General features: G+C 75.2%; 19 protein-coding genes. 8 read left to right on the forward strand and 11 right to left on the reverse strand.

Features of this window, described 5'->3' with window-relative positions; translation table 11 throughout:
* The first annotated feature begins 89 nt into the window (after positions 1 to 89).
* From AB0J00_RS16295 to AB0J00_RS16330, 8 genes are all read left to right on the forward strand, one after another.
* The gene (locus AB0J00_RS16295) at positions 90 to 1,073 is read left to right on the forward strand and encodes a LacI family DNA-binding transcriptional regulator (protein ID WP_357746448.1); all 984 of its coding nucleotides are present in this window, start codon (positions 90 to 92) and stop codon (positions 1,071 to 1,073) included.
* A gap of 74 nt (positions 1,074 to 1,147) precedes the next feature.
* On the forward strand, positions 1,148 to 2,107 hold the full coding sequence (locus tag AB0J00_RS16300) for an ABC transporter substrate-binding protein (protein ID WP_357746451.1): 960 nt from the start codon (positions 1,148 to 1,150) through the stop codon (positions 2,105 to 2,107).
* On the forward strand, positions 2,100 to 3,041 hold the full coding sequence (locus AB0J00_RS16305; RefSeq protein ID WP_357746453.1) for an amino acid ABC transporter permease: 942 nt from the start codon (positions 2,100 to 2,102) through the stop codon (positions 3,039 to 3,041). Before AB0J00_RS16300 ends, AB0J00_RS16305 begins: the two co-directional genes overlap by 8 nt.
* Before the next feature lie 47 nt (positions 3,042 to 3,088).
* Positions 3,089 to 3,844, forward strand: a complete 756-nt coding sequence (locus AB0J00_RS16310; RefSeq protein ID WP_357746577.1) for an amino acid ABC transporter ATP-binding protein — start codon at positions 3,089 to 3,091, stop codon at positions 3,842 to 3,844.
* Positions 3,841 to 4,956: an aminotransferase class V-fold PLP-dependent enzyme gene (locus AB0J00_RS16315; RefSeq protein ID WP_357746455.1), complete on the forward strand. Its 1,116-nt coding sequence runs from the start codon at positions 3,841 to 3,843 to the stop codon at positions 4,954 to 4,956. The genes AB0J00_RS16310 and AB0J00_RS16315 overlap by 4 nt, the downstream gene beginning before the upstream one ends.
* A 17-nt stretch (positions 4,957 to 4,973) precedes the next feature.
* Positions 4,974 to 5,288, forward strand: coding sequence for a hypothetical protein (locus tag AB0J00_RS16320; protein ID WP_357746458.1), 315 nt, complete (start codon positions 4,974 to 4,976; stop codon positions 5,286 to 5,288).
* A 28-nt stretch (positions 5,289 to 5,316) separates the two neighbouring features.
* Positions 5,317 to 6,399 (forward strand): alkene reductase, encoded by a 1,083-nt coding sequence (locus tag AB0J00_RS16325; RefSeq protein WP_357746460.1) that lies wholly within the window; start codon positions 5,317 to 5,319, stop codon positions 6,397 to 6,399.
* A gap of 133 nt (positions 6,400 to 6,532) precedes the next feature.
* The gene (locus AB0J00_RS16330) at positions 6,533 to 7,975 is read left to right on the forward strand and encodes an MFS transporter (protein ID WP_357746463.1); all 1,443 of its coding nucleotides are present in this window, start codon (positions 6,533 to 6,535) and stop codon (positions 7,973 to 7,975) included.
* Between the two features lie 51 nt (positions 7,976 to 8,026).
* Here AB0J00_RS16330 and AB0J00_RS16335 read toward each other — a convergent pair whose 3' ends face one another.
* From AB0J00_RS16335 to AB0J00_RS16385, 11 genes are read right to left on the reverse strand one after another with little or no spacing between them, the layout of a single operon-like run.
* A complete protein-coding gene (locus tag AB0J00_RS16335; RefSeq protein WP_357746466.1) occupies positions 8,027 to 10,489 on the reverse strand; it encodes an FAD-dependent oxidoreductase in 2,463 nt (820 codons plus the stop codon).
* Complete coding sequence (locus tag AB0J00_RS16340; RefSeq protein ID WP_357746467.1) at positions 10,486 to 11,727, reverse strand: beta-ketoacyl synthase N-terminal-like domain-containing protein; 1,242 nt, start codon at positions 11,725 to 11,727, stop codon at positions 10,486 to 10,488. Before AB0J00_RS16340 ends, AB0J00_RS16335 begins: the two co-directional genes overlap by 4 nt.
* Positions 11,724 to 13,016, reverse strand: coding sequence for a beta-ketoacyl-[acyl-carrier-protein] synthase family protein (locus AB0J00_RS16345; RefSeq protein WP_357746470.1), 1,293 nt, complete (start codon positions 13,014 to 13,016; stop codon positions 11,724 to 11,726). The genes AB0J00_RS16340 and AB0J00_RS16345 overlap by 4 nt, the downstream gene beginning before the upstream one ends.
* Positions 13,013 to 13,438, reverse strand: a complete 426-nt coding sequence (locus tag AB0J00_RS16350) for a cupin domain-containing protein (protein ID WP_357746472.1) — start codon at positions 13,436 to 13,438, stop codon at positions 13,013 to 13,015. Before AB0J00_RS16350 ends, AB0J00_RS16345 begins: the two co-directional genes overlap by 4 nt.
* Positions 13,435 to 14,391, reverse strand: a complete 957-nt coding sequence (locus AB0J00_RS16355) for an acyltransferase domain-containing protein (protein WP_357746475.1) — start codon at positions 14,389 to 14,391, stop codon at positions 13,435 to 13,437. The genes AB0J00_RS16350 and AB0J00_RS16355 overlap by 4 nt, the downstream gene beginning before the upstream one ends.
* The gene (locus AB0J00_RS16360) at positions 14,388 to 14,885 is read right to left on the reverse strand and encodes an SRPBCC family protein (RefSeq protein ID WP_357746478.1); all 498 of its coding nucleotides are present in this window, start codon (positions 14,883 to 14,885) and stop codon (positions 14,388 to 14,390) included. The genes AB0J00_RS16355 and AB0J00_RS16360 overlap by 4 nt, the downstream gene beginning before the upstream one ends.
* Positions 14,886 to 14,911: 26 nt before the next feature.
* Positions 14,912 to 15,166 carry an acyl carrier protein gene (locus AB0J00_RS16365; protein WP_357746480.1) on the reverse strand — a complete coding sequence of 85 codons (255 nt, stop codon included), beginning with the start codon at positions 15,164 to 15,166 and terminating at the stop codon, positions 14,912 to 14,914.
* Positions 15,167 to 15,198: 32 nt separating this feature from the next.
* Positions 15,199 to 16,650 carry an acetyl-CoA carboxylase biotin carboxylase subunit gene (locus tag AB0J00_RS16370; protein ID WP_357746482.1) on the reverse strand — a complete coding sequence of 484 codons (1,452 nt, stop codon included), beginning with the start codon at positions 16,648 to 16,650 and terminating at the stop codon, positions 15,199 to 15,201.
* Positions 16,647 to 17,168 (reverse strand): biotin/lipoyl-containing protein, encoded by a 522-nt coding sequence (locus AB0J00_RS16375; protein ID WP_357746484.1) that lies wholly within the window; start codon positions 17,166 to 17,168, stop codon positions 16,647 to 16,649. The genes AB0J00_RS16370 and AB0J00_RS16375 overlap by 4 nt, the downstream gene beginning before the upstream one ends.
* 1 nt (position 17,169) lies before the next feature.
* A complete protein-coding gene (locus tag AB0J00_RS16380; protein WP_357746485.1) occupies positions 17,170 to 18,885 on the reverse strand; it encodes an acetyl-CoA carboxylase carboxyltransferase subunit alpha in 1,716 nt (571 codons plus the stop codon).
* A gap of 31 nt (positions 18,886 to 18,916) precedes the next feature.
* Complete coding sequence (locus tag AB0J00_RS16385) at positions 18,917 to 19,243, reverse strand: TcmI family type II polyketide cyclase (RefSeq protein WP_357746488.1); 327 nt, start codon at positions 19,241 to 19,243, stop codon at positions 18,917 to 18,919.
* Positions 19,244 to 19,402 lie beyond the last annotated feature (159 nt).

Below are 19,402 nucleotides of genomic sequence, written 5' to 3' on the forward strand. Positions count from 1 at the left end.
ACAACGTTGTCAAAGCGAGCGGGCGTCGCGCGATGACTACGTTGTCATCTCCTGGTGGCGGTCCGCGCCGACCCGGGCGGCTGCCCACGATGGTCGACGTCGCCCGCGCCGCCGGCACGTCGCAGAAGACCGTCAGCCGGGTCGTCAACGCCGAGCCGGGGGTCACCCCCGAGACCGCCGAGCGCGTCCAGCGGGCCATCGCCGAGCTCGGCTTCCGGCGCAACGACGGCGCCAGCCACCTGCGCCGCGGCACCAGCACCGCGAGCCTGGGCCTGGTGCTCGAGGACCTCGCGGGCCCCTTCTACGCGGCGGTCACCGCCGCCGTCGAGCGCCGCGCCCGCGAGCACGGGCACCTGCTGCTCACCGGCTCGGCCGACGGTGACCCCGGCCGCGCCGCCCGGCTGGTCGAGGCCTTCGCCAACCGCCGGGTCGACGGGCTGCTCATCGCCCCCAACCTGGTCGGCGACGAGGTGCTCACCGCCCACCTCCCGCCCGACGTCCCGGCCGTGCTGCTCGACCGGCCCAGCGCCGACGGCAGCACCGACGAGGTGCTCTCGGACAACGCCGGCGGCATCGACGCCGCGGTCGACCACCTCGTCGAGCGCGGCCACCGCCGCATCGCCTACCTCGGCGACGACGACCGCTACTGGACCGCGCGGCGGCGGCGCGACGGCTTCCTCGCCGCCTGCGCCCGGCACGGGCTGCCCACCGACGGGCTGGTCGCGATGAACGCCCGCGACCCGGAGGCCGCCGCCACCGCCGAGGCGGCGTGGCTGGCCGGCGGCAGCCCGGTCACCGCCGTCGTCACGGGCAACAACGTCGCCAGCACCGCGCTGCTGCGGCACCTGCACGGCCGGCCCGGCCGGCGCCCCGCGCACGTCGGCTTCGACGAGCTCGACCTCGCCGACCTGCTCGACCCGCCGCTGACCACCGTCGCCCAGGACGCCGCCGGCATCGGCCGGGCCGCGGTCGACCTGCTCTTCGAGCGGATCGCCGACCCCGCGCTGCCACCCCGGCGGGTCGTCGTCCCGACCCGCCTCACCGTCCGCGGGTCCAGCCCGTCCCCCAGCTGAACCACCGCACCGCCCGCCAGACCCCCACCACACCCGACCCACCCCACCACCCAGCCGAGCCCACAGGAGTGCCCGTGTCCCGAACCCGTCTCGCCCGCCGCCTCGTCGTCCCCGCGACGCTGGCCGCCGCCCTCGTGCTCAGCGGCTGCGGAGGCGGTGACGACGACAGCTCCGCGGCCGGTTCCAGCAGCAGCGGCGGCAGCGGCGCCACCAGCTCCGCCGTCCCGGACACCGCCTCGATCGTCGACGCCGTCAGCAAGGACGACGCCCTCGCCGGCGCCGTGCCCCCGGACCTGGGCGGCAAGCTGACCGTCGGGTCCAACGTGCAGTCGCCGCCGAACAACTTCTACGCCGAGGACGGCAAGACCCCGGTCGGCTTCGAGGTCGACATCATCACCGCGGTCGGCAAGAAGCTGGGCCTGCAGACCAGCTACTCCGACATGGCGTTCGACTCGCTGATCACCAGCCTGCAGACCGGCCGGGTGAACACGACCATCGCCGGGATGAACGACACCGCCGAGCGCCAGGGCAAGGTCGACTTCGTCGACTACTTCAACTCCGGCATCACGATCATGGTCCAGAAGGGCAACCCGGCCAAGATCACCGGCAGCGACGCGCTCTGCGGCAAGAAGATCGCCGTCGTCCAGGGCACCACCCAGGAGGACTTCGCCACCGAGCAGTCCGGCAAGTGCACCTCGGCGGGCAAGGACGCGCTCGACGTGACCGCCACCCCGAGCGACTCGCAGAACCAGACCCAGCTGCGCACCGGCCGGGTCGACGCGATCCTCAACGACCTGCCCACCGCCGTCTACATCTCCAAGACCGCCGGCAACGGCAAGTACTTCGAGACCGTCGACCAGGCCCCGATCAACGGCGGCCCCTACGGCATCGGCCTGGCCAAGGGCTCGCCGCTGGTCCAGCCGGTGCAGCAGGCCCTGCAGTCGCTCATCGACGACGGCACCTACGGCAAGATCCTCACCGCCTGGGACGTGACCTCCGGCGCGGTCGACCAGGCGGTCGTCAACGGTGGCTGACCCGGGGGCCACGGCCGTGGGCCTGCGGCCGGCGGACGCCGAGCTCCTGCCGCAGGTCCGGATCAAGCGGTGGGGCCGGTGGGTGGCGGCGGTGCTCGTGGCCGCCGTCCTGGTCCTGCTGCTGGTCGCGGTGTCCCGCGGCGACATCGACTACGGCAGCGTCCCGGACCTGCTGACCCAGCAGGTCATCCTCGAGGGCCTGGTCAACACCATCGTGCTGGCGGTGGTCGCGCAGGGCGGGGCGATCGTGCTGGGCACGGTCGTGGCGCTGATGCGCACCTCGACCAACCCGGTGCTCCGGGCCGTGTCGTGGCTCTACGTCTGGGTGTTCCGCGGTCTGCCGGTGCTGCTGCAGATCCTGCTCTGGTACAACATCGCGCTGGTCTTCCCGACCATCTCGATCCCGGTGCCGTTCACCGGCTCGTACCTGGTCGACCAGCCGGCCAACGCGCTGATGACCGGCTTCCTGGCCGCGCTCCTGGGCCTCGGCCTCAACGAGAGCGCCTACATGGCCGAGATCGTGCGGGCCGGCCTGACCAGCGTCGACCGCGGGCAGACCGAGGCGGCCAAGTCGATCGGGATGGGCCCGCGCAAGGTGCTCACCCGGGTGGTCCTGCCGCAGGCGATGCGGGTGATCATCCCGCCGACCGGCAACGACTTCATCAACATGCTCAAGGGGACGTCGATCGCCTCGGTGATCGGCTTCACCGAGCTGATCCACGCCGCCAACAACCTCTCCAGCCGCAGCCTGGCCGTGATGGAGACGCTGCTGGCGGTGGCCGTCTGGTACATGGTGGTGGTGAGCGTGGCGAACGTCGGGCAGTACTTCCTGGAGCGGCACTACGGTGCGGCGCACCGTGACCCGTCCGCGGGGATCTGGTCCCGCATCGGGGGCTCGCTCAAGGTCCCGCCGTTCGTGCGGGGCCAGCGGTGAGCGCCCCGGTGACCGCGCCGGTCGAGGGTGCCGTCGAGCGCGACGTGCTGGTGCGCGCCAAGCAGGTGCGCAAGCACTACGGCGCGCTGGAGGTGCTGCGCGGGGTCGACCTGACCGTGCGCCGCGGCGAGGTCGTCGTGCTGCTCGGCGCCTCGGGCGCCGGGAAGAGCACGCTGCTGCGCTGCATCAACCACCTCGAGGCCGCCGACGGCGGCGAGATCTGGGTGGACGGCGTGCCGATCGGCTTCCGGCTCGCCGACGGCAAGCTGCACGAGCTGCCCGAACGCGGGGTGGCCCGGCAGCGCGCCGACATCGGCATGGTGTTCCAGCGGTTCAACCTGTTCCCGCACCGGACCGTGCTCGACAACGTGGTCGAGGGCCCGGTGCAGGTGCTCGGCGTGCCCCGCAAGGAGGCCGAGGCCCGCGCCCGGGAGCTGCTGGCCCGGGTCGGTCTCGCGGAGAAGGTCGACGTCTACCCCGACCGGCTCTCCGGCGGCCAGCAGCAGCGGGTGGCGATCGCCCGGGCGCTGGCCATGCGGCCCAAGCTGCTGCTGTTCGACGAGCCCACGAGCGCGCTGGACCCCGAGCTCGTCGGCGAGGTGCTCGCGGTGATGACCGAGCTGGCCCGCGAGGGCATGACGATGATCGTGGTCACCCACGAGATCGCCTTCGCCCGCGAGGTCGCCGACCACGTCGTGTTCATGGACGGCGGCGTGGTGGTGGAGGAGGGGCCGCCGGAGGCGGTCATCGGTGCCCCGCAGCACGAGCGCACCCGGTCGTTCCTGGCCCGGGTGTCCTCGTGAGCCCCTGCCCCAGCTCCTACCTGGCCGAGTTCGCCGAGGACGAGGGCTACCTGGACTTCGCCCGGGTCGGCCCCGTCCCGCGGGCGGTGGTGGCCGCGGCGACCGGTGCGCTGACCGCGCAGTCGGCCGCCGGGCGCACCACCGTCGACGAGCTGATGGGCGCCGAGGACCGGGCGCTGCAGGCCGCGGCCCGGCTGACCGGCTTCCCCCGGTCGGCGCTGGTCTGGTCGCCGAGCACGTCGGCGGGGCTGTTCCAGGCCGCGTTCGCCGTCTCCGGCCGGGTGCTGGTCGGCGCAGGCGAGTTCCCGTCGAACCTCTACCCCTGGTGGCGGGCCGCCGCGGCCGGGCGGCTGGACGTCGGCCTGCTGCCGGGGGGCCCGGTGACGCCGGACGCCGTCCGGGCAGCGCTGCGCGAGCGGGACGCCGACGCCGTGGCCGTCAGCGCGGTCGACTTCGCCACCGGGTACCGCGCCGACCTCGCCGGGCTGCGCGAGGTGGTCGGGGACCGGCTGCTGGTCGTGGACGCCATCCAGGGCCTCGGCGTCGTCGACCAGGACTGGACGGCGGCCGACGTGCTGGTCGCCGGCGGCCAGAAGTGGCTGCGCAGCGGCTGGTCGACCGGGGTGCTCGCGGTCGCCGACCGGGCGCTGGACCGGCTGCACCCGCTGCTGGCCGGGTGGACCGGCGTCGCCGAGCCCACCCGGTACGACGGGATCGAGCACCCGCTCGCCGCCGGAGCGGACCGGTTCGTCACGACCAACGGCAGCCCGGTCGCGCAGGCCGCGCTGGCCGCGGGGCTGGAGCTGCTGGAGTCGGTCGGCGTCGGGTGGGTCGCGGCGCGGGTCGCCGAGCGCGCCGGCGAGCTGCTGGAGCTGCTCGACCGGTCCGGTGTCGAGGTGGCCAGCGAGCGGGACCCCGCGCACCGGGCGGGCATCGTCGCCGCCCGGGTGCCCGGGGTGGACGGCGCGGTGCTGCACGCCGCGCTCGGCGACGCCGGGGTCGCGTGCACCCGGCACGGTGACCGGGTGCGGTTGAGCGTGCACGCCACGACGACACCGGCCGCCTTCGCCCGGGTGGGGGAGGCGCTCAGCCGGGTGACCGGCCGCCGCTGAGCTGCCAGGCTGGGTCCATGAGGTCCCGGTGGTCGCTGTGGTCCGAGGACTCGGTGCTCTCGATCGGCTCGAAGGGCTCCTTCCTGTCGATCGGGAGCGTCGGGTCGATGCTCTCGATCGGCAGCGTCGGCTCGTTCGGCTCGTTCGGCAGCATCGGGTCGGCGCTGTCCGCGCTGTCGTCGGGCAGCTGGCAGTCGCTCGGGTCGGCGCTGTCGTCGCAGTCGCGCTGGTCGGTGCTGTCGTCGCAGTCGACCTGGTCGGTCCTGGCGCACCGGTCGGCGGCTGCGTCGCCGGCCCGGCGTGACGACCGCCGCACCCCGGTCCCGGAGTGAAGCAGGGGGCGAGCCGGTTGCGCGGTGCATGGACCTGTTCACGCCCGTCACCCTCGGCGACATCGAGCTCGCCAACCGCGTCGTCATGGCGCCGCTCACCCGGATGCGGGCCGGCGCCTCCGGCGTCCCGAACGACCTGCTCGTCGAGCACTACGCGCAGCGCGCCGGCACCGGCCTGATCATCACCGAGGGCACCTACCCCCGGTTCGAGTCGCAGGCGTTCGTCGGCCAGCCCGGCATCGTCACCGACGAGCAGGCCGCCGGCTGGGCCCGGGTGGCCGACGCCGTGCACGCCCGCGGCGGCAGGATCGTCATGCAGGTCATGCACGGTGGCCGGGTCACCCACCCCGACGTCAACGGCGGCCGCCGGGTCGAGGCGCCCAGCGCGATCGCCATCGACGGCGAGGGGCACACCGAGCAGGGCAAGCAGGCCTACCCGGTGCCGCACGCGCTCACCGTCGAGGAGCTGGCCGAGGTCCGCGACGCGTTCGTCGCCGCCTCGGTGCGCGCCGTCGAGGCCGGCCTGGACGGCGTCGAGCTGCACGGCGCCAACGGCTACCTGCTGCACGAGTTCCTGGCGCCCACCGCCAACGTCCGCACCGACGCCTACGGCGGCACCCCGGAGAACCGGGTGCGGTTCGTCGTCGAGGTGGTCACCGCCGTCGCGGCGGCCGTCGGCGCCGGCAAGGTGGGCCTGCGGATCTCGCCCGAGCACAACATCCAGGGCGCGCTGGAGACCGACCGGGACGACGTCCTGGCCACCTACGGTCTGCTGCTGGACCAGCTGCGGCCGCTGGGCCTGGCGTACCTGTCGGTCCTGCACGCCGAGCCCGCCGGTGACCTCGTGCAGGAGCTGCGCCGCCGGTTCGGCGGGCCGCTGGTCGCCAACAGCGGCTTCGGCGTCGTCACCACCCGCGAGGAGGCGGTCGCGCTCATCGAGGCCGCGCACGCCGACGCCGTCGCGGTCGGCCGCCCGCTGATCGCCAACCCCGACCTGGTCGAGCGCTGGCAGGGCGAGCACCCGGAGAACGAGCAGCGGCCGCACCTGTACTACGCCAGCGGCGCCGAGGGCTACACCGACTACCCGACGCTGCAGCTCAGCCAGAGCTGAGCCCGGCGTCCCGCGGTCGCCGCTCCTTCCCTCCTGGCGGGCGGAAGCGGCGGCGACCGCGGACCGGCCCGTGGGGTTCGCTGGGCGGGTGGGTCCCCGGCACGCCGCGTCCGCCCGCCGGGCGCACCACCGCGTGACCTTCGCGGTCCTGGCCACCGGCGTGGTCGCCTTCGCGCTGCTGCAGTCGCTGGTGAACCCGGTGCTGCCGACCCTGCAGCGCGAGCTGGGCACCGACCAGGCCGGCGTCACCTGGGTGATGACCGCCTACCTGCTCTCGGCCTCGGTCTGCACCCCGATCGTCGGCCGGCTGGGCGACATGGTCGGCAAGAAGCGCGTGCTCGTGGCCGCCCTGGGCACCCTCGCCCTCGGCTGCGGTCTCGCGGCGCTGGCCACCGACCTGACCGTGATGCTCGTCGCCCGGGTGGTGCAGGGCGTCGGCGGGGGGATCCTGCCGCTGGCCTTCGGCATCATCCGGGACGAGTTCCCCCGGCAGCGGGTCCCGGCCGCCATCGGCACCCTCTCGGCGATGCTGTCCGTCGGGGCGGGCGCGGGTCTGGTGCTGGCCGGCCCGGTCGTCGACCTGCTGGACCACACCTGGCTGTTCTGGCTGCCGATGGCCGCACTGCTGGTCGCCGCGCTGGCCGCGCACGTCGTCGTCCCGGAGTCGCGGGTGCGCACGCCGGGACGGGTCAACTGGCTCGCGGCCCTGCTGCTCTCGGGCTGGCTGCTCGCCCTCCTGCTGCCGATCAGCCAGGCGCCCTCCTGGGGGTGGGGCTCGGCCGGGGTGCTCGGGCTGCTGGCCGCCGCGGTCGTCCTGCTCGCGGGCTGGGCGCTCGTCGAGTCCCGGGCCGCCGAGCCGCTGGTCGACCTCCGCCTGATGCGGCTGCGGGCCGTCTGGACCACCAACCTGGTGGCGCTGCTGGTCGGGTTCGGCATCTACGCCGCCTTCGCCTTCGTGCCCCAGTTCCTGCAGACGCCGACGTCGGCCGGCTACGGCTTCGGCGCCTCGATCACCGAGTCCGGGTTGATGAACCTGCCGCAGACCGTCGCCTCGTTCGTGCTCGGCCTGGCCGCCGGCCGGCTGGCGCAGCGCTTCGGGTCCAAGCGCCTGCTCGTCCTCGGCACCCTGCTCACCGCCGCCGGCTACGCCCTGTTCGCCCTGGTGCACGGCGCGCGCTGGGAGGTCTACGCGATCACCACCGTCATCGGCGCCGGCTTCGGGCTGGGGTTCGCCGCGGTGGCCACCCTCGTCGTCGCCGCGGTGCCCGCGCACCAGACCGGGGTCGCCAGCGGGATGAACGCCAACATCCGCACCGTGGGCGGGGCCATCGGGGCCGCCGTCATGGCCTCGGTGGTCACCGCGCACGCCGGCCCGACCGGGTTGCCGGCCGAGAGCGGCTACACCACCGGTTTCCTGGTGCTGGCCGGGGCGCTGCTGCTCGGTGCGCTGGCCGCGCTGCTCATCCCGGCGGTGCGCCGCGACGCGGGAACGCAGGCCGAACCCGACGCCGGGCTCCGGCTCCCCGGGGCCGGCCTCGTCGCGGCCGCCCCCCTGGTGGCGGAGGACCGTGACTGACCCGCCCCGACCGCTGCCCCGCCGACCACAGGTCGGCGGGGCAGCGGTGTCTCAGGCCCGGGCAGCGAACACCCCGGCCAGGTGCTCGCGCAGGCCCTGCTCGGCCGCCGGGCGGGCGCGGTACCCGACGTGCCCGTCGGGCCGCACCAGGTACGCGGCGGTGCCCGCGCCGGCCACCCCGTAGGCCGCTGCGAACCCGTCCGCGGCGTCCCGCAGCACCGGCAGGTCGACCAGCGACGGCGCGGCGGCGTCGGCCGGGACGACCAGGTACGGGTGCACCTGCCCACCGGTCGCCGCCCGCACGGAGGCGGCCAGCTCCTCCAGCGGTCCGGCGTCCGTGCCCGTCCCGGCCCAGAGCAGCAGCGTCGAGTGGGTGCCGCGGGTCAGGTCGAACAGCCGGACGTCGTGCGCGACGCCGAACCGGCGCAGTCCCAGCGCGTCCGGCGCCCGGTGCCCGGGCTCCGGCCCGCCGGCGAACCCGCCGGGCGCCTCACCGACCAGGGGGCTGCCGGCGTAGTTCATGCTCATCTGCATCTCGAGCAGGAACTGCGCCTTCTCGTCCTCCATGTCCATCTCGTCGGTGAACGCCACGGCCACGGCGCGGTCGACGACTGCCTTGCCGGCCGGCCGCCGCTCGGCCTCGTAGCTGTCCAGCAGCCCGGGCGAGGCCTCACCGCGCACCGCCAGGGCCAGCTTCCAGGCCAGGTTCCAGGCGTCCTGGATGCCGGTGTTCATGCCCTGCCCACCGGCCGGCGGGTGCAGGTGCGCGGCGTCGCCCGCGACGAACACCCGGCCCACCCGGTAGCGGTCGACGATGCCGTGCTTGATCCGGAAGACCGACGACCAGCGCAGGTTGCTGGCCGTGGTGCCCGCCGGGCCGAGGTCGTCGATCGCGGCCTGGATGTCGGCCAGCGACGGCGGGTCGTACTCCTTCCAGAAGCCGGGGGGCACGACGCCGCTGCCGATCGTCTGCTGCAGCCGCTGCGGGGCCAGCGTCGCCACCCGGTACCGGTTGCGGCCCTTGAGCGGCACGCACACCAGCATCCCGGTGAAGTCGCCGTCGTCCTCGATGCGCACCCAGCGCACCAGGTGGCCGGGCGGCATGTCCCAGTCGACGTCGACGTCGCCCAGCATGAACAGCTGCGGGAACATCGACAGCCCGCCCTCGAAGGTGAGCCCGAGCGAGTCGCGGACCACGCTGCCCGCGCCGTCGGCCCCGACCAGGTACTGCGCGCGCACGGTCCCCGCGGTGCCGTCGGGGTACTCCAGCTGCGCGGTCACCCCCTGGTCGTCCTGCAGGAACCCGCGCAGCTCGACACCGCGCTCCACCCGCCCGCCGAGCTGCTGCAGCCGGGCGCCGAGCAGCCGCTCGGTCTCGTACTGCGGCAGGCCGAGGTGGGCGTAGGGCAGCTCCGCCAGGCCCGACCAGTCGACCTGGTGGGTCTGCCGCCCGTTGACGAACACCGTCTGGCCGTGCAGCCACGTGCCGGCGTCCATCGCGTCGGTGACGATCCCCTGGTCCTCCCAGATCTCCATCGTCCGGCAGTGGATGCCGATCGCCTTGTCCGCCTGGCCGGCCGGCTCGGCGCGCTTGTCGACCACCCGGACGGCGATCCCGCGCCGGGCCAGCTCGATGGCGGCGGTCAGGCCCGTGGGCCCGGCCCCCACCACGAGCACCTCGGCCGCCGGCGCGATCCGCGCCGCCGCGGGTGCGGCGGGTGGTGCGGCGGCCTGCTGCACCGGCTGGGCGGGGGTGCGCGGTGCGGGAGCCACCGACGGCGCCGGGGTCACGGGCGTCGGGGCCGCGGGCGCGTGCGCGGGCGTGGCGCCGGCTGCCGGAGGAGCGGCCCGGACCCCGCGCACGCCGGCCTCCGGGGGCCGGTAGCGGATCTCGAAGAGCTTCCGCTCGAAGAACACCGACAGCCACCGGATGATCGGGCCGGTCCGGTCGGCGTGCGACGGGTCGTCCACCCAGTTGCGGAAGTCCTGGTCGGACTCCCACTCGGCGAAGATGTGGTAGAGCCCGGTGCCCGGTTCCCGGAGCAGCTCCTCCCGGATCAGCCCGGGCGTGCCGCGCAGCCGCTCGGCCACGACGGCGTAGGCGCGCTCGAACGCCTCCTCCTCGCCGGGCCCCACCTTCGTGCTGATGTCGATCCGCACGTGGCTGGCCTGCTCACCGCCGGCCACGCCGTACAGCAGCTCGTAGGTGCCCCGGTCGGCGTCCTCCCGCAGCTCCCGCAGGGCGGCGGTGAGCGCCTCGCGTGCGCTGGACCGGCCGAACGCGTCGGCGGCGGCCCGGTCGGCCCAGTCGCCGGCGATGAGGAAGGTCCGCGGGTCCTCGGCGTCCCGCATCAGCTCCTGCCGGACGTTGCCCGGCTGGCCGGCGATCTGCGCGGCGGCGGCGCGCCACGCCTCGACGAACTGCTCCTCCCCACCGGGCCGCACCCGCATGCGCAGCAGGGTGCGGACCGCGCCTCCGCGGTCGGTGACGGTCGGGTCCTCCACGGTGGTCATGACGTCGTCCCCTCTGTGGGTCGGCGCAGCACCAGGCTGCTGTTGAAGCCGCCGAAACCGCGGGCCAGCACCACGACGGTGCGGAGGTCCGCGACCCGGCCGGACTGCACGAGGTCGACACCCGGCGCGTCGACGGGGTCGTCGAGGTGGGCGGTGCCGGGCACGATCCCGTCCCGCATGGCCAGCAGGGCCGTCGCCACGGCCAGCGCGGACCCGCCGGCCATGAGCCGCCCGGTCCACGACGACGGCGCGGTGACCGGCACCGGGGTGGCCCGGCCGCCGAAGACGTCGGCCAGCGCGGCCAGCTCCAGCGCGTCGAGCTCCGGGGTGCCGGCGCCGTCGGCGAGCACGAGGTCGACGTCGTCCGGGCCGATGCCGGCGTCGGCCAGCGAGAGCCGGATCGCCCGGGCGTACTGGGTCGCGTCGGGCGGGGCGTCCTCGTGGTGGTGCGCGTCGTGGGTCGATGCGTGGCCGGCGACCTCGCCCCACACCCGGCGCGCTCCGCGGGCCCGGGCCGCGCCCGGCTCCTCCAGCAGCAGGATCGCCCCGCCCTCGCCGACCACGTGGCCGTTGGCCCGCCGGTCGAAGGGCTTGTAGGCGTCCTCCGGGCGGGCGGCGGTCGACAGCCGGCCGCTGGTGGCCTGGCAGAGCAGCGCGTAGGGGCAGAGACCTGCCTCGGTCCCGCCGACCAGGATCGCGGGGGTCCCGCGGCGCGCCACCCGCCGGGCCCAGCCGATGCTGTCCAGCCCGCCGGCGCCCTCGGAGACGACGACCCCGGACGGGCCCTTGTAGCCGTCGCGGATGGAGACCTGGCCGGTGCTCGCGGCGTAGAACCAGGCGATCGACTGGTAGGCGCCGACCGACCGGGGCCCCTTCGCCCACAGCCCCTGGATCTCGTGCTGGCTGAACTCGTTGCCCCCGGACCCCGACGCCAGGAACACCGAGGTCGCGTAGGCGTCCTCGGGCGCGTCGTAGCCGGCGTCGGCCGCGGCCATCGTGGCCGCGGCCAGCGACATCCAGGTCCACCGGTCGGTCTGCACCATCAGCCGGGGGTCGACGTGGTCCTCGGGCACGAAGCCGCGCACCTGGCCGCCGAGGGGGACCCCGTACCGGGTGGCGTCGAAGCCCTCGATCGGCCGGACCGCCGGCTCGCCGCGCACCAGCGACGCCCAGTGCTCCTCCACCCCCACCCCGGTCGGCGCCACCACGCCGATGCCGGTGACCATCAGGCCGGTCACGGCATCCGCCGGGTGGGGTGCGCGAGCACGATCGCGGACTGGAAGCCGCCGAACCCGCTGCCCACCGAGAGCGCGACGTCGACCTTCTGCTCCCGCGCCACGTTGGGCACGTAGTCCAGGTCGCACTCGGGGTCGGGCACCTCGTAGTTCGCCGTCGGCGGCACCAGCCCCCGCTGGACGGCCAGCGCGGTGGCGGCGATCTCGATCGACCCGATCGCGCCCAGCGAGTGGCCGACCATCGACTTGATCGAGCTCATGGTCACCTGCCGGGCGGCCTCGCCCAGGCTGACCTTCACCGCCGCCGTCTCGTGCCGGTCGTTCTGCTTCGTGCCCGAGCCGTGCGCGTTGACGTAGCCGACCTCCTCCGGGTCGACCCGGCCCTGGGCCAGCGCGAGCCGGATGGCCTCGGCCATCTCCGTGCCGTCGGGGCGCAGGCCGGTCATGTGGAAGGCGTTGCAGCGGTTGGCGTAGCCGCTGACCTCGCAGTACGGCTCGGCGTCCCGCCGCCGGGCGTGCTCCAGCTCCTCCAGCACGAGCACGGCGGCGCCCTCACCCATGACGAACCCGTCGCGCCGCGCGTCGAAGGGCTTGGAGGCGTGCTCGGGATCGGCGTTGTTGGCGGTGGTGGCCCGGATGACGTCGAAGCAGGCCATCGAGATGGGGGAGATGGGTGCGTCGCTGGCCCCGGCGATCACCACGTCGGCGTCGCCGTCCTCGATCAGCTGGCTGCCGTAGCCCACCGCGTCGATCCCCGACGTGCACCCGGTCGAGACCACCGTCGCCGGCCCGTGCGCACCGAAGCGGATCGCCAGCTCGGTGGCGCCGGAGCTGGGCACCAGCGCCTGGTGCAGGAACCGCGAGGCGTAGCGCGGGTCGACCAGCCAGTGCGTGCCGGCGTCGCTGACCTGCACGTACTCCTGCTCCAGCCGCATCGTGGCGCCGACGGCGGTGCCGAGGGTGATCCCCACCCGGTCCGGGTCGGGGGCGTCGGCGCTGCCGCCGGTGCCGAACGTGAGCCCGCTGTCGGCGACCGCCTCGTCGGCGGCGACCATCGCCATCTGCACGAACCGGTCGTTGCGGGCGACCTCGTGGGCGGTCAGCCCGAGCCGGCGCCCGTCGAAGTCGACCTCCGCGGCCACCTGCGACCGGAAGGCGGAGGGGTCGAAGAACGTGATCCGGCGGGTGGCCGTCCGGCCGGCGGTGATCATGTCCCAGAAGCCCTCCCGGCCGATCGACCCGGGCGCCACCACCCCGATGCCGGTGACGACGACCCGTCTGCGGTCGCTCACCGGACGCCGTTCGGGTTCGGCTCGGTGTCCACGTGACCGAGCTCCGGCCGCGGCGCCAGCGGACCGCAGAGGAAGACGAAGAAGGCCGGGGCGTCGCCGTCGTTCACGATCCGGTGGCGCACGCCGAGCGGGATGTGCACCGCCGACTCGCCGGGCAGCCGCCGCTCCTCGCCGTCCAGGGTGACCAGCACGTCGCCGGACACGCAGTAGAGGAACTCCTCCGAGTACGGGTGCCAGTGCTCGGTGACGACCTCGCCGGGCTCGAGGGTCAGCGTGCCCATGAAGCCGGCGGTGCTGCCGACGCTCGCGGGCGACAGCAGCACGCGGATGTCCCCGCCGCGCCGCCGGTTGGGCGGGGTGTCGGCCCGGGACACGGTGCGCCCGGTCCGGACCGTCGTCGTCGGGTGCTGGATGGTCGTCATGTCTCTCCTCGGGTGGGGGCCGACCCGGCGAGCGCGGGTTCGGACGTCTCGGGGGTGGGCAGCGGACCGGGCGCGGCGGCCAGGTGGACCGGCACGCCGTGGTGCGCCTGCCGCACCAGCGGGCCGAGCACCGCGACGGACCCCACCTCCACCACCCCGGTCGCCCCGGCGGCCAGCAGCGCCCGGCAGGTGGCGGCCCACTGCACGGTCGAGGTGAGGTGGGCGGCGAGGTTGCGGGCCAGGCGCCCGGGGTCCCGGGTGGGGACGGCGTCGGCGTTGGGGACGACGGGCACCGACGGGGCCGACCAGTCCAGGTCGGCCAGCTCGGCGGCGAGGTGGTCGGCGACCGGCTGGACGAGCGGTCCGTGGCACGGGGCGCGGCCCGGCATCCGGCGCCACGTCAGCCCGGCCCCGACCGCCGCCGCCCCGGCGCGGGACAGCTCCGCGCAGTGCCCGGACAGCAGCACCTGGTCGGGCCCGTCGACCGCGGCGACGGTGAGCGTCCCGCCGAGGTCGGCGACGACGGCGTCGGCCACCTGCGCGGCGCCCGGGCCGACGACGGCGGCCATCCCGGCGTCGGAGGGCCGGGCGGAGCAGGACAGCAGCTCCTCCCGGCAGTGCACCAGCTCGACCACCTGGGCCAGCGGCAGCGCCCCGGCGACCACCAGCGCCGCGAACTCGCCGACGTCGTGCCCGGCCACGGCCACCGGCCGCAGGCCGCGGGCGCGCAGGCTCGCGGCCCCGGCCACCCCGGTGACCACGATCTCCAGCGCGGCGGCGACCGGGTCGACGAGGTTGCCGCGCTCCCGCCACCACTCGGCGACGTCCCGGCCGACGACCTCGGCGGCCTCGGCGACCACTCGCCGGGCGGACTCGTCGGTCAGCCAGCCGTCGAGCATGCCCGGGACGGCACCGTCCTCGCCCTGCAGGACGAGGGCCGGGCCCCCGGTCACGTCGCCGGCTCCGGGCGCCGGCTGCCCGCGGCCGCCTCCACCTTGTCCCGGATGAGCGCCATCTGGGTCTTGGTGTTGGCGTCGATCCGCCGGGTCATGCCGGCGGTGTCGATGGGGGCCTCGGGGCGCATCCGGAAGTCCTGCACCCAGCGCATCCGGGTGCCGGTGCCCTCCGGCGCGTAGGACCAGCGGATGTCCATGAACTCGAACGGCCCGGGCTCCACCCGGCGGGCGACGACCTGGTGCGCCGCCTCGTCGAGGGTCCGCTCGGAGACCCAGCTCCACACCCGGCCCGCCTCGTCGGGGTGCATGGTGAGCCGGAACCGGACGGTCGGTCCCTCCTGGGCGAGCACCTCGACCGCCGCGTACTCGGAGAACAGGTCCGGCCAGGAGGGCAGGTCGTTCGTCATCCGCCAGACGTGGTCGATGTCGGCGTCGATCAGCACGGAGTTGTCGGTGTGACCGATCACCGGGCCGTCGTCGGTGGGGTTCATGTCGGTACCTCCGGTCGTCGCGGGCGTCAGGCCGGCTGGGTGGACGAGGCGGACACGGTCGAGACGATGTCGCCGAGGGTGTAGCCGTCGGGGCTGTCGTCGGGCATCTGCGTGCCGTAGCGCTCCATCAGCTCGGTCTGCATGGACAGGAAGGCCAGCGAGTCCAGCCCGATGTCGCTGAAGTGCGCGTCCGGGTCGCTGGTGTGCGCCGACGTCGGCAGGCCCGCCTTCTCGGTCAGCAGGTCCATCAGGTCGGCCAGGGTGAAGGTGGGGTCGGACATGGCAGGGGTTCCTTCCGGGGAGGGGACGGGGGTCATGCGGATCGGTCGACGCCGGTGGGCACGGGCACGAGGTGCCGGGCGCCGCGCGGCGCGGGCATCGGGGTGACCGGGTCGCCGGCCGGGGCGGTCCGGGCGACCAGGTCCGCCAGCCGGCGGTCGAGGAACTCGACGTCGTGCCGGTCGGCGGTCACGTCGGGGTCGCGCAGCAGGGTCCGGTGCAGCTGGACGGTGGTGTGCACGCCGGGGCCCTCGATGCGCAGCTCGCCCAGCGCCCGGTCCATCCGCCGGATCGCCTGCTCGCGGTCGGGGGCCCAGACCACGAGCTTGCCGATCAGGGAGTCGTAGTGCGGGCTGACGTCGTCGCCCTGCCGGTACCCGGCGTCGAACCGGGTCCACGGGCCGCCGGGGGCGCGGAGCACGTCCAGGTGACCGGGTGCCGGCACGAACCCGCGGGTGGGGTCCTCGGCGTTGATCCGGCACTCGATGGCGGCGCCCCGCGGGACGACGTCCTCCTGGCGCAGCTGCAGCCGTCGGCCGTCGGCGACCAGCAGCTGCTCGCGCACGAGGTCGATGCCGGTGAGCATCTCGGTGACCGGGTGCTCGACCTGGATCCGGGCGTTCATCTCCATGAAGTAGGCGCGGCCGCCGGCGACCAGGAACTCCATCGTGCCGGCGCCGGTGAAGCCGACCGACAGGGCGCCGCGCAGCGCGAGCTCGCCGAGCTCGGCGCGCTGACCGGGTGACAGGTGCCCGGCCGGCCCCTCCTCCAGCAGCTTCTGGTGCCGCCGCTGCAGCGAGCAGTCCCGCTCCCCGAGGTGGACGCCGGCGCCGTGCTGGTCGCAGAGGACCTGCACCTCGACGTGCCGCGCGCCGGTGAGGTACCGCTCGACGTAGACCGCCGGGTCGCGGAAGACGGCGCGGGCGACGGCCCGGGTGGTGGCGAACGCCTCGGCGAAGTCGCCGGGGGAATCGACCACGGTCATCCCGCGGCCGCCGCCCCCGGCGGCCGCCTTGATGATCACCGGGTAGCCGATGTCGTCGGCGATCCGGCGCCCCTCCTCGGCGGTGCGCACCGGCTCCACGACGCCGGGCAGCAGCGGCAGCCCGGCGTCGGCCATCAGCCGACGGGCGGTGGCCTTGTTGCCCATCTGCTGCATGACCTCGGGGGGTGGGCCGACGAACGTGAGGCCCTCGGCCTCGCAGATCTCGGCGAAGTCCGGGTCCTCGGACAGGAAGCCGTACCCGGGGTGGACGGCGTCGGCGCCCGTGCGCAGCGCCGCCTCGATCAGGTTGGGCACGTGCAGGTAGCTGTGCCGCGGGGCGGGCGGCCCGATGTGCACCGCCTCGTCGGCCATCTCCACGACCGCGGACCGCCGGTCGCAGGTGGAGTACGCGGCGACCACCTCGATGCCCAGCTCGCGGCACGCCCGGGCCACCCGGACGGCGATCTCCCCGCGGTTGGCGATGAGCAGCCGGCTGATCACGGCTGCCCCGTCGGGCGCAGGTAGAGCAGCACCTGGCCGTACTCGACCGACTCCGCGTTGCCGGCGACCACCTCGGTCACCACGCCGGCCTGCTCGGCGACCACCGGGTTCATCAGCTTCATCGCCTCGACGATGCCGATGGTCCGGCCCGCCTCGACCTCGTCGCCCACCCGGACGAACGGGTCGGCGTCCGGCGACGGAGCGGCGTAGAACGTGCCGACCAGCGGCGCGGTGACCGCGGTCAGCCCGTCGTGCCGGTCGGCCGGGACGGCGGCCGCCGAGGCCTGGCGGACCGGGGCGGCGTCGCCCCCGTCCCCGCCGCCGGGGAGGCCTGCGGGCGCCCACTCGATCTCGATGGCCGTGTCGCCGCTGCGGACGGTGAGCCGGCGGAGGTCCCCGGGCAGGGCGCGCGCCAGCTCCAGCACCTCCTCGTGCAGCCGGCGGCTGCGCAGGTCGGGCACCGGGGCCGTGGGCGAGGTGCCCGCGGGGGGCCGTTGGACCAGCTCGTTGGGGGTCATGTCAGCCCTCCCCGCCGGTGACCGGCTGCAGGCTGCGGTGGCCGGTCCCGCCGACGGACCCCAGCCGCCGGGCCCGCGCCTCGACGAGGTCCGCCGGGTGGATGCGGCTCAGCTCGTCGACCTCGCGCAGGAGGGCGGCCCGCAGCACGCGGGCGGCGGTCGCCGGGTCGGTGTGGGCGCCGCCGGGCGGTTCGGGCACCACCGAGGTCGCGATGCCGGCCTCGACCAGGTGCTGCGCACCCAGCCGCATCGCCCGCGCCGCCACCGGGGCCGCCGCGGCGGTCCGCCACAGGATGGCGGCGCAGCCCTCGGGGCTGATGACCGAGAGGTAGGCGTTCTCGAGCACGAGCAGGCGGTCGGACGTGCAGAGGGCGAGTGCCCCGCCGCTGCCCCCCTCGCCGGTCACCACCGAGACGACCGGCACCCGCAGCCGGCTGCTGCGCATGATGATCTGCGCGATCGCGTGCGACTGGCCGCGCTCCTCCGCCTCCGGCCCGGGGTGGGCGCCGGGGGTGTCGACCAGGGTCACGACGGGGAACGAGAACGTCTCGGCGTGGTCGAGCAGCCGGAGCGCCTTCCGGTACCCCTCGGGGTGGGGCATCCCGAAGTTGCGGGTCACCCGCTCACGGACCGAGTGCCCCTTCTCCTGGCCGATCACCACGACCGGCCGGCCGGCCAGGGACGCCACCCCGCCGACCACCGCCGGGTCGTCGCCGAAGGCGCGGTCGCCGTGCAGCTCCACGAAGTCGTCGAAGACGGTGTGCAGGTAGTCCAGCGTGGTCGGGCGCCCGGAGGTGCGGGCCCGCTGGACGACCGCCCACGGATCGGGGGCCGCGCCGGCCGGCGGGACCGGGGCCGGCTCGTCCGCCTGCCCGTCGTCGGGCGGGGGCTGCGCCGGGCGGTGGACGGCGAGCAGCCGGCCGAGCAGCGGCCGCAGCTCGGCGCGGCTCTCGACCCGGTCGACCAGCCCGTGCGCCAGGAGGAACTCGGCGGTCTGGAAGTCGCTGGGCAGCTCGGCCCGGATCGTCTCGGCCACCACCCGCGGCCCGGCGAAGCCGACGTGCGCCCCGCGCTCGGCCACCAGCACCGAGCCCAGCGTCGCGAACGACGCCGAGACGCCGCCGTACGTCGGGTCGGTGAGCACGCAGACCGACAGCAGGCCGGCCTCGTGCAGCCGGGCGAACGCCTCGCTGGCCCGGGCCATCTGGAACAGGGAGAGGACGCCCTCCTGCATCCGGGCACCGCCGCTGGCGCACACGGTGACCAGCGGCAGGCGTCGCCGGCCGGCGAGCCCGGCGGCCTCGCTGACCCGCCGGCCCACCTCGACGCCCATGCTGCCGCCCAGGAAGGCGAAGTCCATGACGGCCAGGACGGCGTCCTGCCCGGCGATGCGCGCCTCTCCCACCACGACCGCCTCGGACTCGCCGGAGCGCTCGGCCGCCTCCCGCAGCCGGTCGGGGTAGGCCCGCAGGTCGGTGAACGACAGCGGGTCCTGCGGCCGGGGCGGGAAGCCGGTCTCCCGGAAGGTGCCGGGGTCGACGAGCAGCTCGATGCGCTCTCGCGCGCTCATCCGCAGGTGGTGCTCGCACTCGGGGCAGACCGAGAGGTTGCGCTCCAGCCGCTTGCGGTACAGCAGCCAGCCGCAGGCCGGGCAGGACAGCCACCCGGACGGGCGCATCCGGTCGGCGACGGTGGGTGCGGGGGACGACGTGGTCATCGCGATGCTCCTGGGCCGGGTCCGCCGCGCCTCACTCGGGCGTGGCCGTCCAGTGGTAGAAGCGCTGGGCCATCGCGTCCCGGGGCGAACGCCAGTTCGGGTCGTAGGCCTCGATGTAGGGCTTGAGGTCCTCGCTCACGGCCCGGAACGCCGGCAGCGACTGGGCGATGCGCATCGCCTCCGGCGCCGGCCGGTCGAAGTCGATCAGGTGCACGTAGATGCCGTGGAACTGGAACAGCGACCGGTGCCGGACGCCGATCTCGTGCGGCATGGACGTGGCGTCGTAGCGGCCGAAGACGGCGGCCACGTCGTCGGCGGCACCCGGGTCCATCTTCGCGATGATCATGGTCTGGTGCACGGGAGCTCCTGCTGCCTCGGCGGGCGGACGCCGGGAACGCTAGGGACGGCGGGAGGGCAGCGGCATCGGCCGCGTGGCGGAACTCGGACCGCGCCCCAGGTGCGCTGCCGGACCGCGGGCATCCGCCCGAAGGCGCGCGACGCGGGCGTCCGCGTCCCT

The sequence above is a fragment of the Modestobacter sp. NPDC049651 genome, assembly GCF_040659695.1.
Taxonomy (GTDB): Bacteria; Actinomycetota; Actinomycetes; order Mycobacteriales; family Geodermatophilaceae; genus Modestobacter.

Bases quoted from the DNA above. Each gene is read 5' to 3' on its own strand.
- AB0J00_RS16365 (WP_357746480.1), bottom strand. From the start codon at position 15,166: ATGTCCGACCCCACCTTCACCCTGGCCGACCTGATGGACCTGCTGACC.
- AB0J00_RS16295 (WP_357746448.1), top strand. From the start codon at position 90: ATGGTCGACGTCGCCCGCGCCGCCGGCACGTCGCAGAAGACCGTCAGC.
- AB0J00_RS16360 (WP_357746478.1), bottom strand. From the start codon at position 14,885: ATGAACCCCACCGACGACGGCCCGGTGATCGGTCACACCGACAACTCC.
- AB0J00_RS16325 (WP_357746460.1), top strand. From the start codon at position 5,317: ATGGACCTGTTCACGCCCGTCACCCTCGGCGACATCGAGCTCGCCAAC.
- AB0J00_RS16375 (WP_357746484.1), bottom strand. From the start codon at position 17,168: ATGACCCCCAACGAGCTGGTCCAACGGCCCCCCGCGGGCACCTCGCCC.
- AB0J00_RS16335 (WP_357746466.1), bottom strand. From the start codon at position 10,489: ATGACCACCGTGGAGGACCCGACCGTCACCGACCGCGGAGGCGCGGTC.
- AB0J00_RS16350 (WP_357746472.1), bottom strand. From the start codon at position 13,438: ATGACGACCATCCAGCACCCGACGACGACGGTCCGGACCGGGCGCACC.
- AB0J00_RS16320 (WP_357746458.1), top strand. From the start codon at position 4,974: ATGAGGTCCCGGTGGTCGCTGTGGTCCGAGGACTCGGTGCTCTCGATC.
- AB0J00_RS16380 (WP_357746485.1), bottom strand. From the start codon at position 18,885: ATGACCACGTCGTCCCCCGCACCCACCGTCGCCGACCGGATGCGCCCG.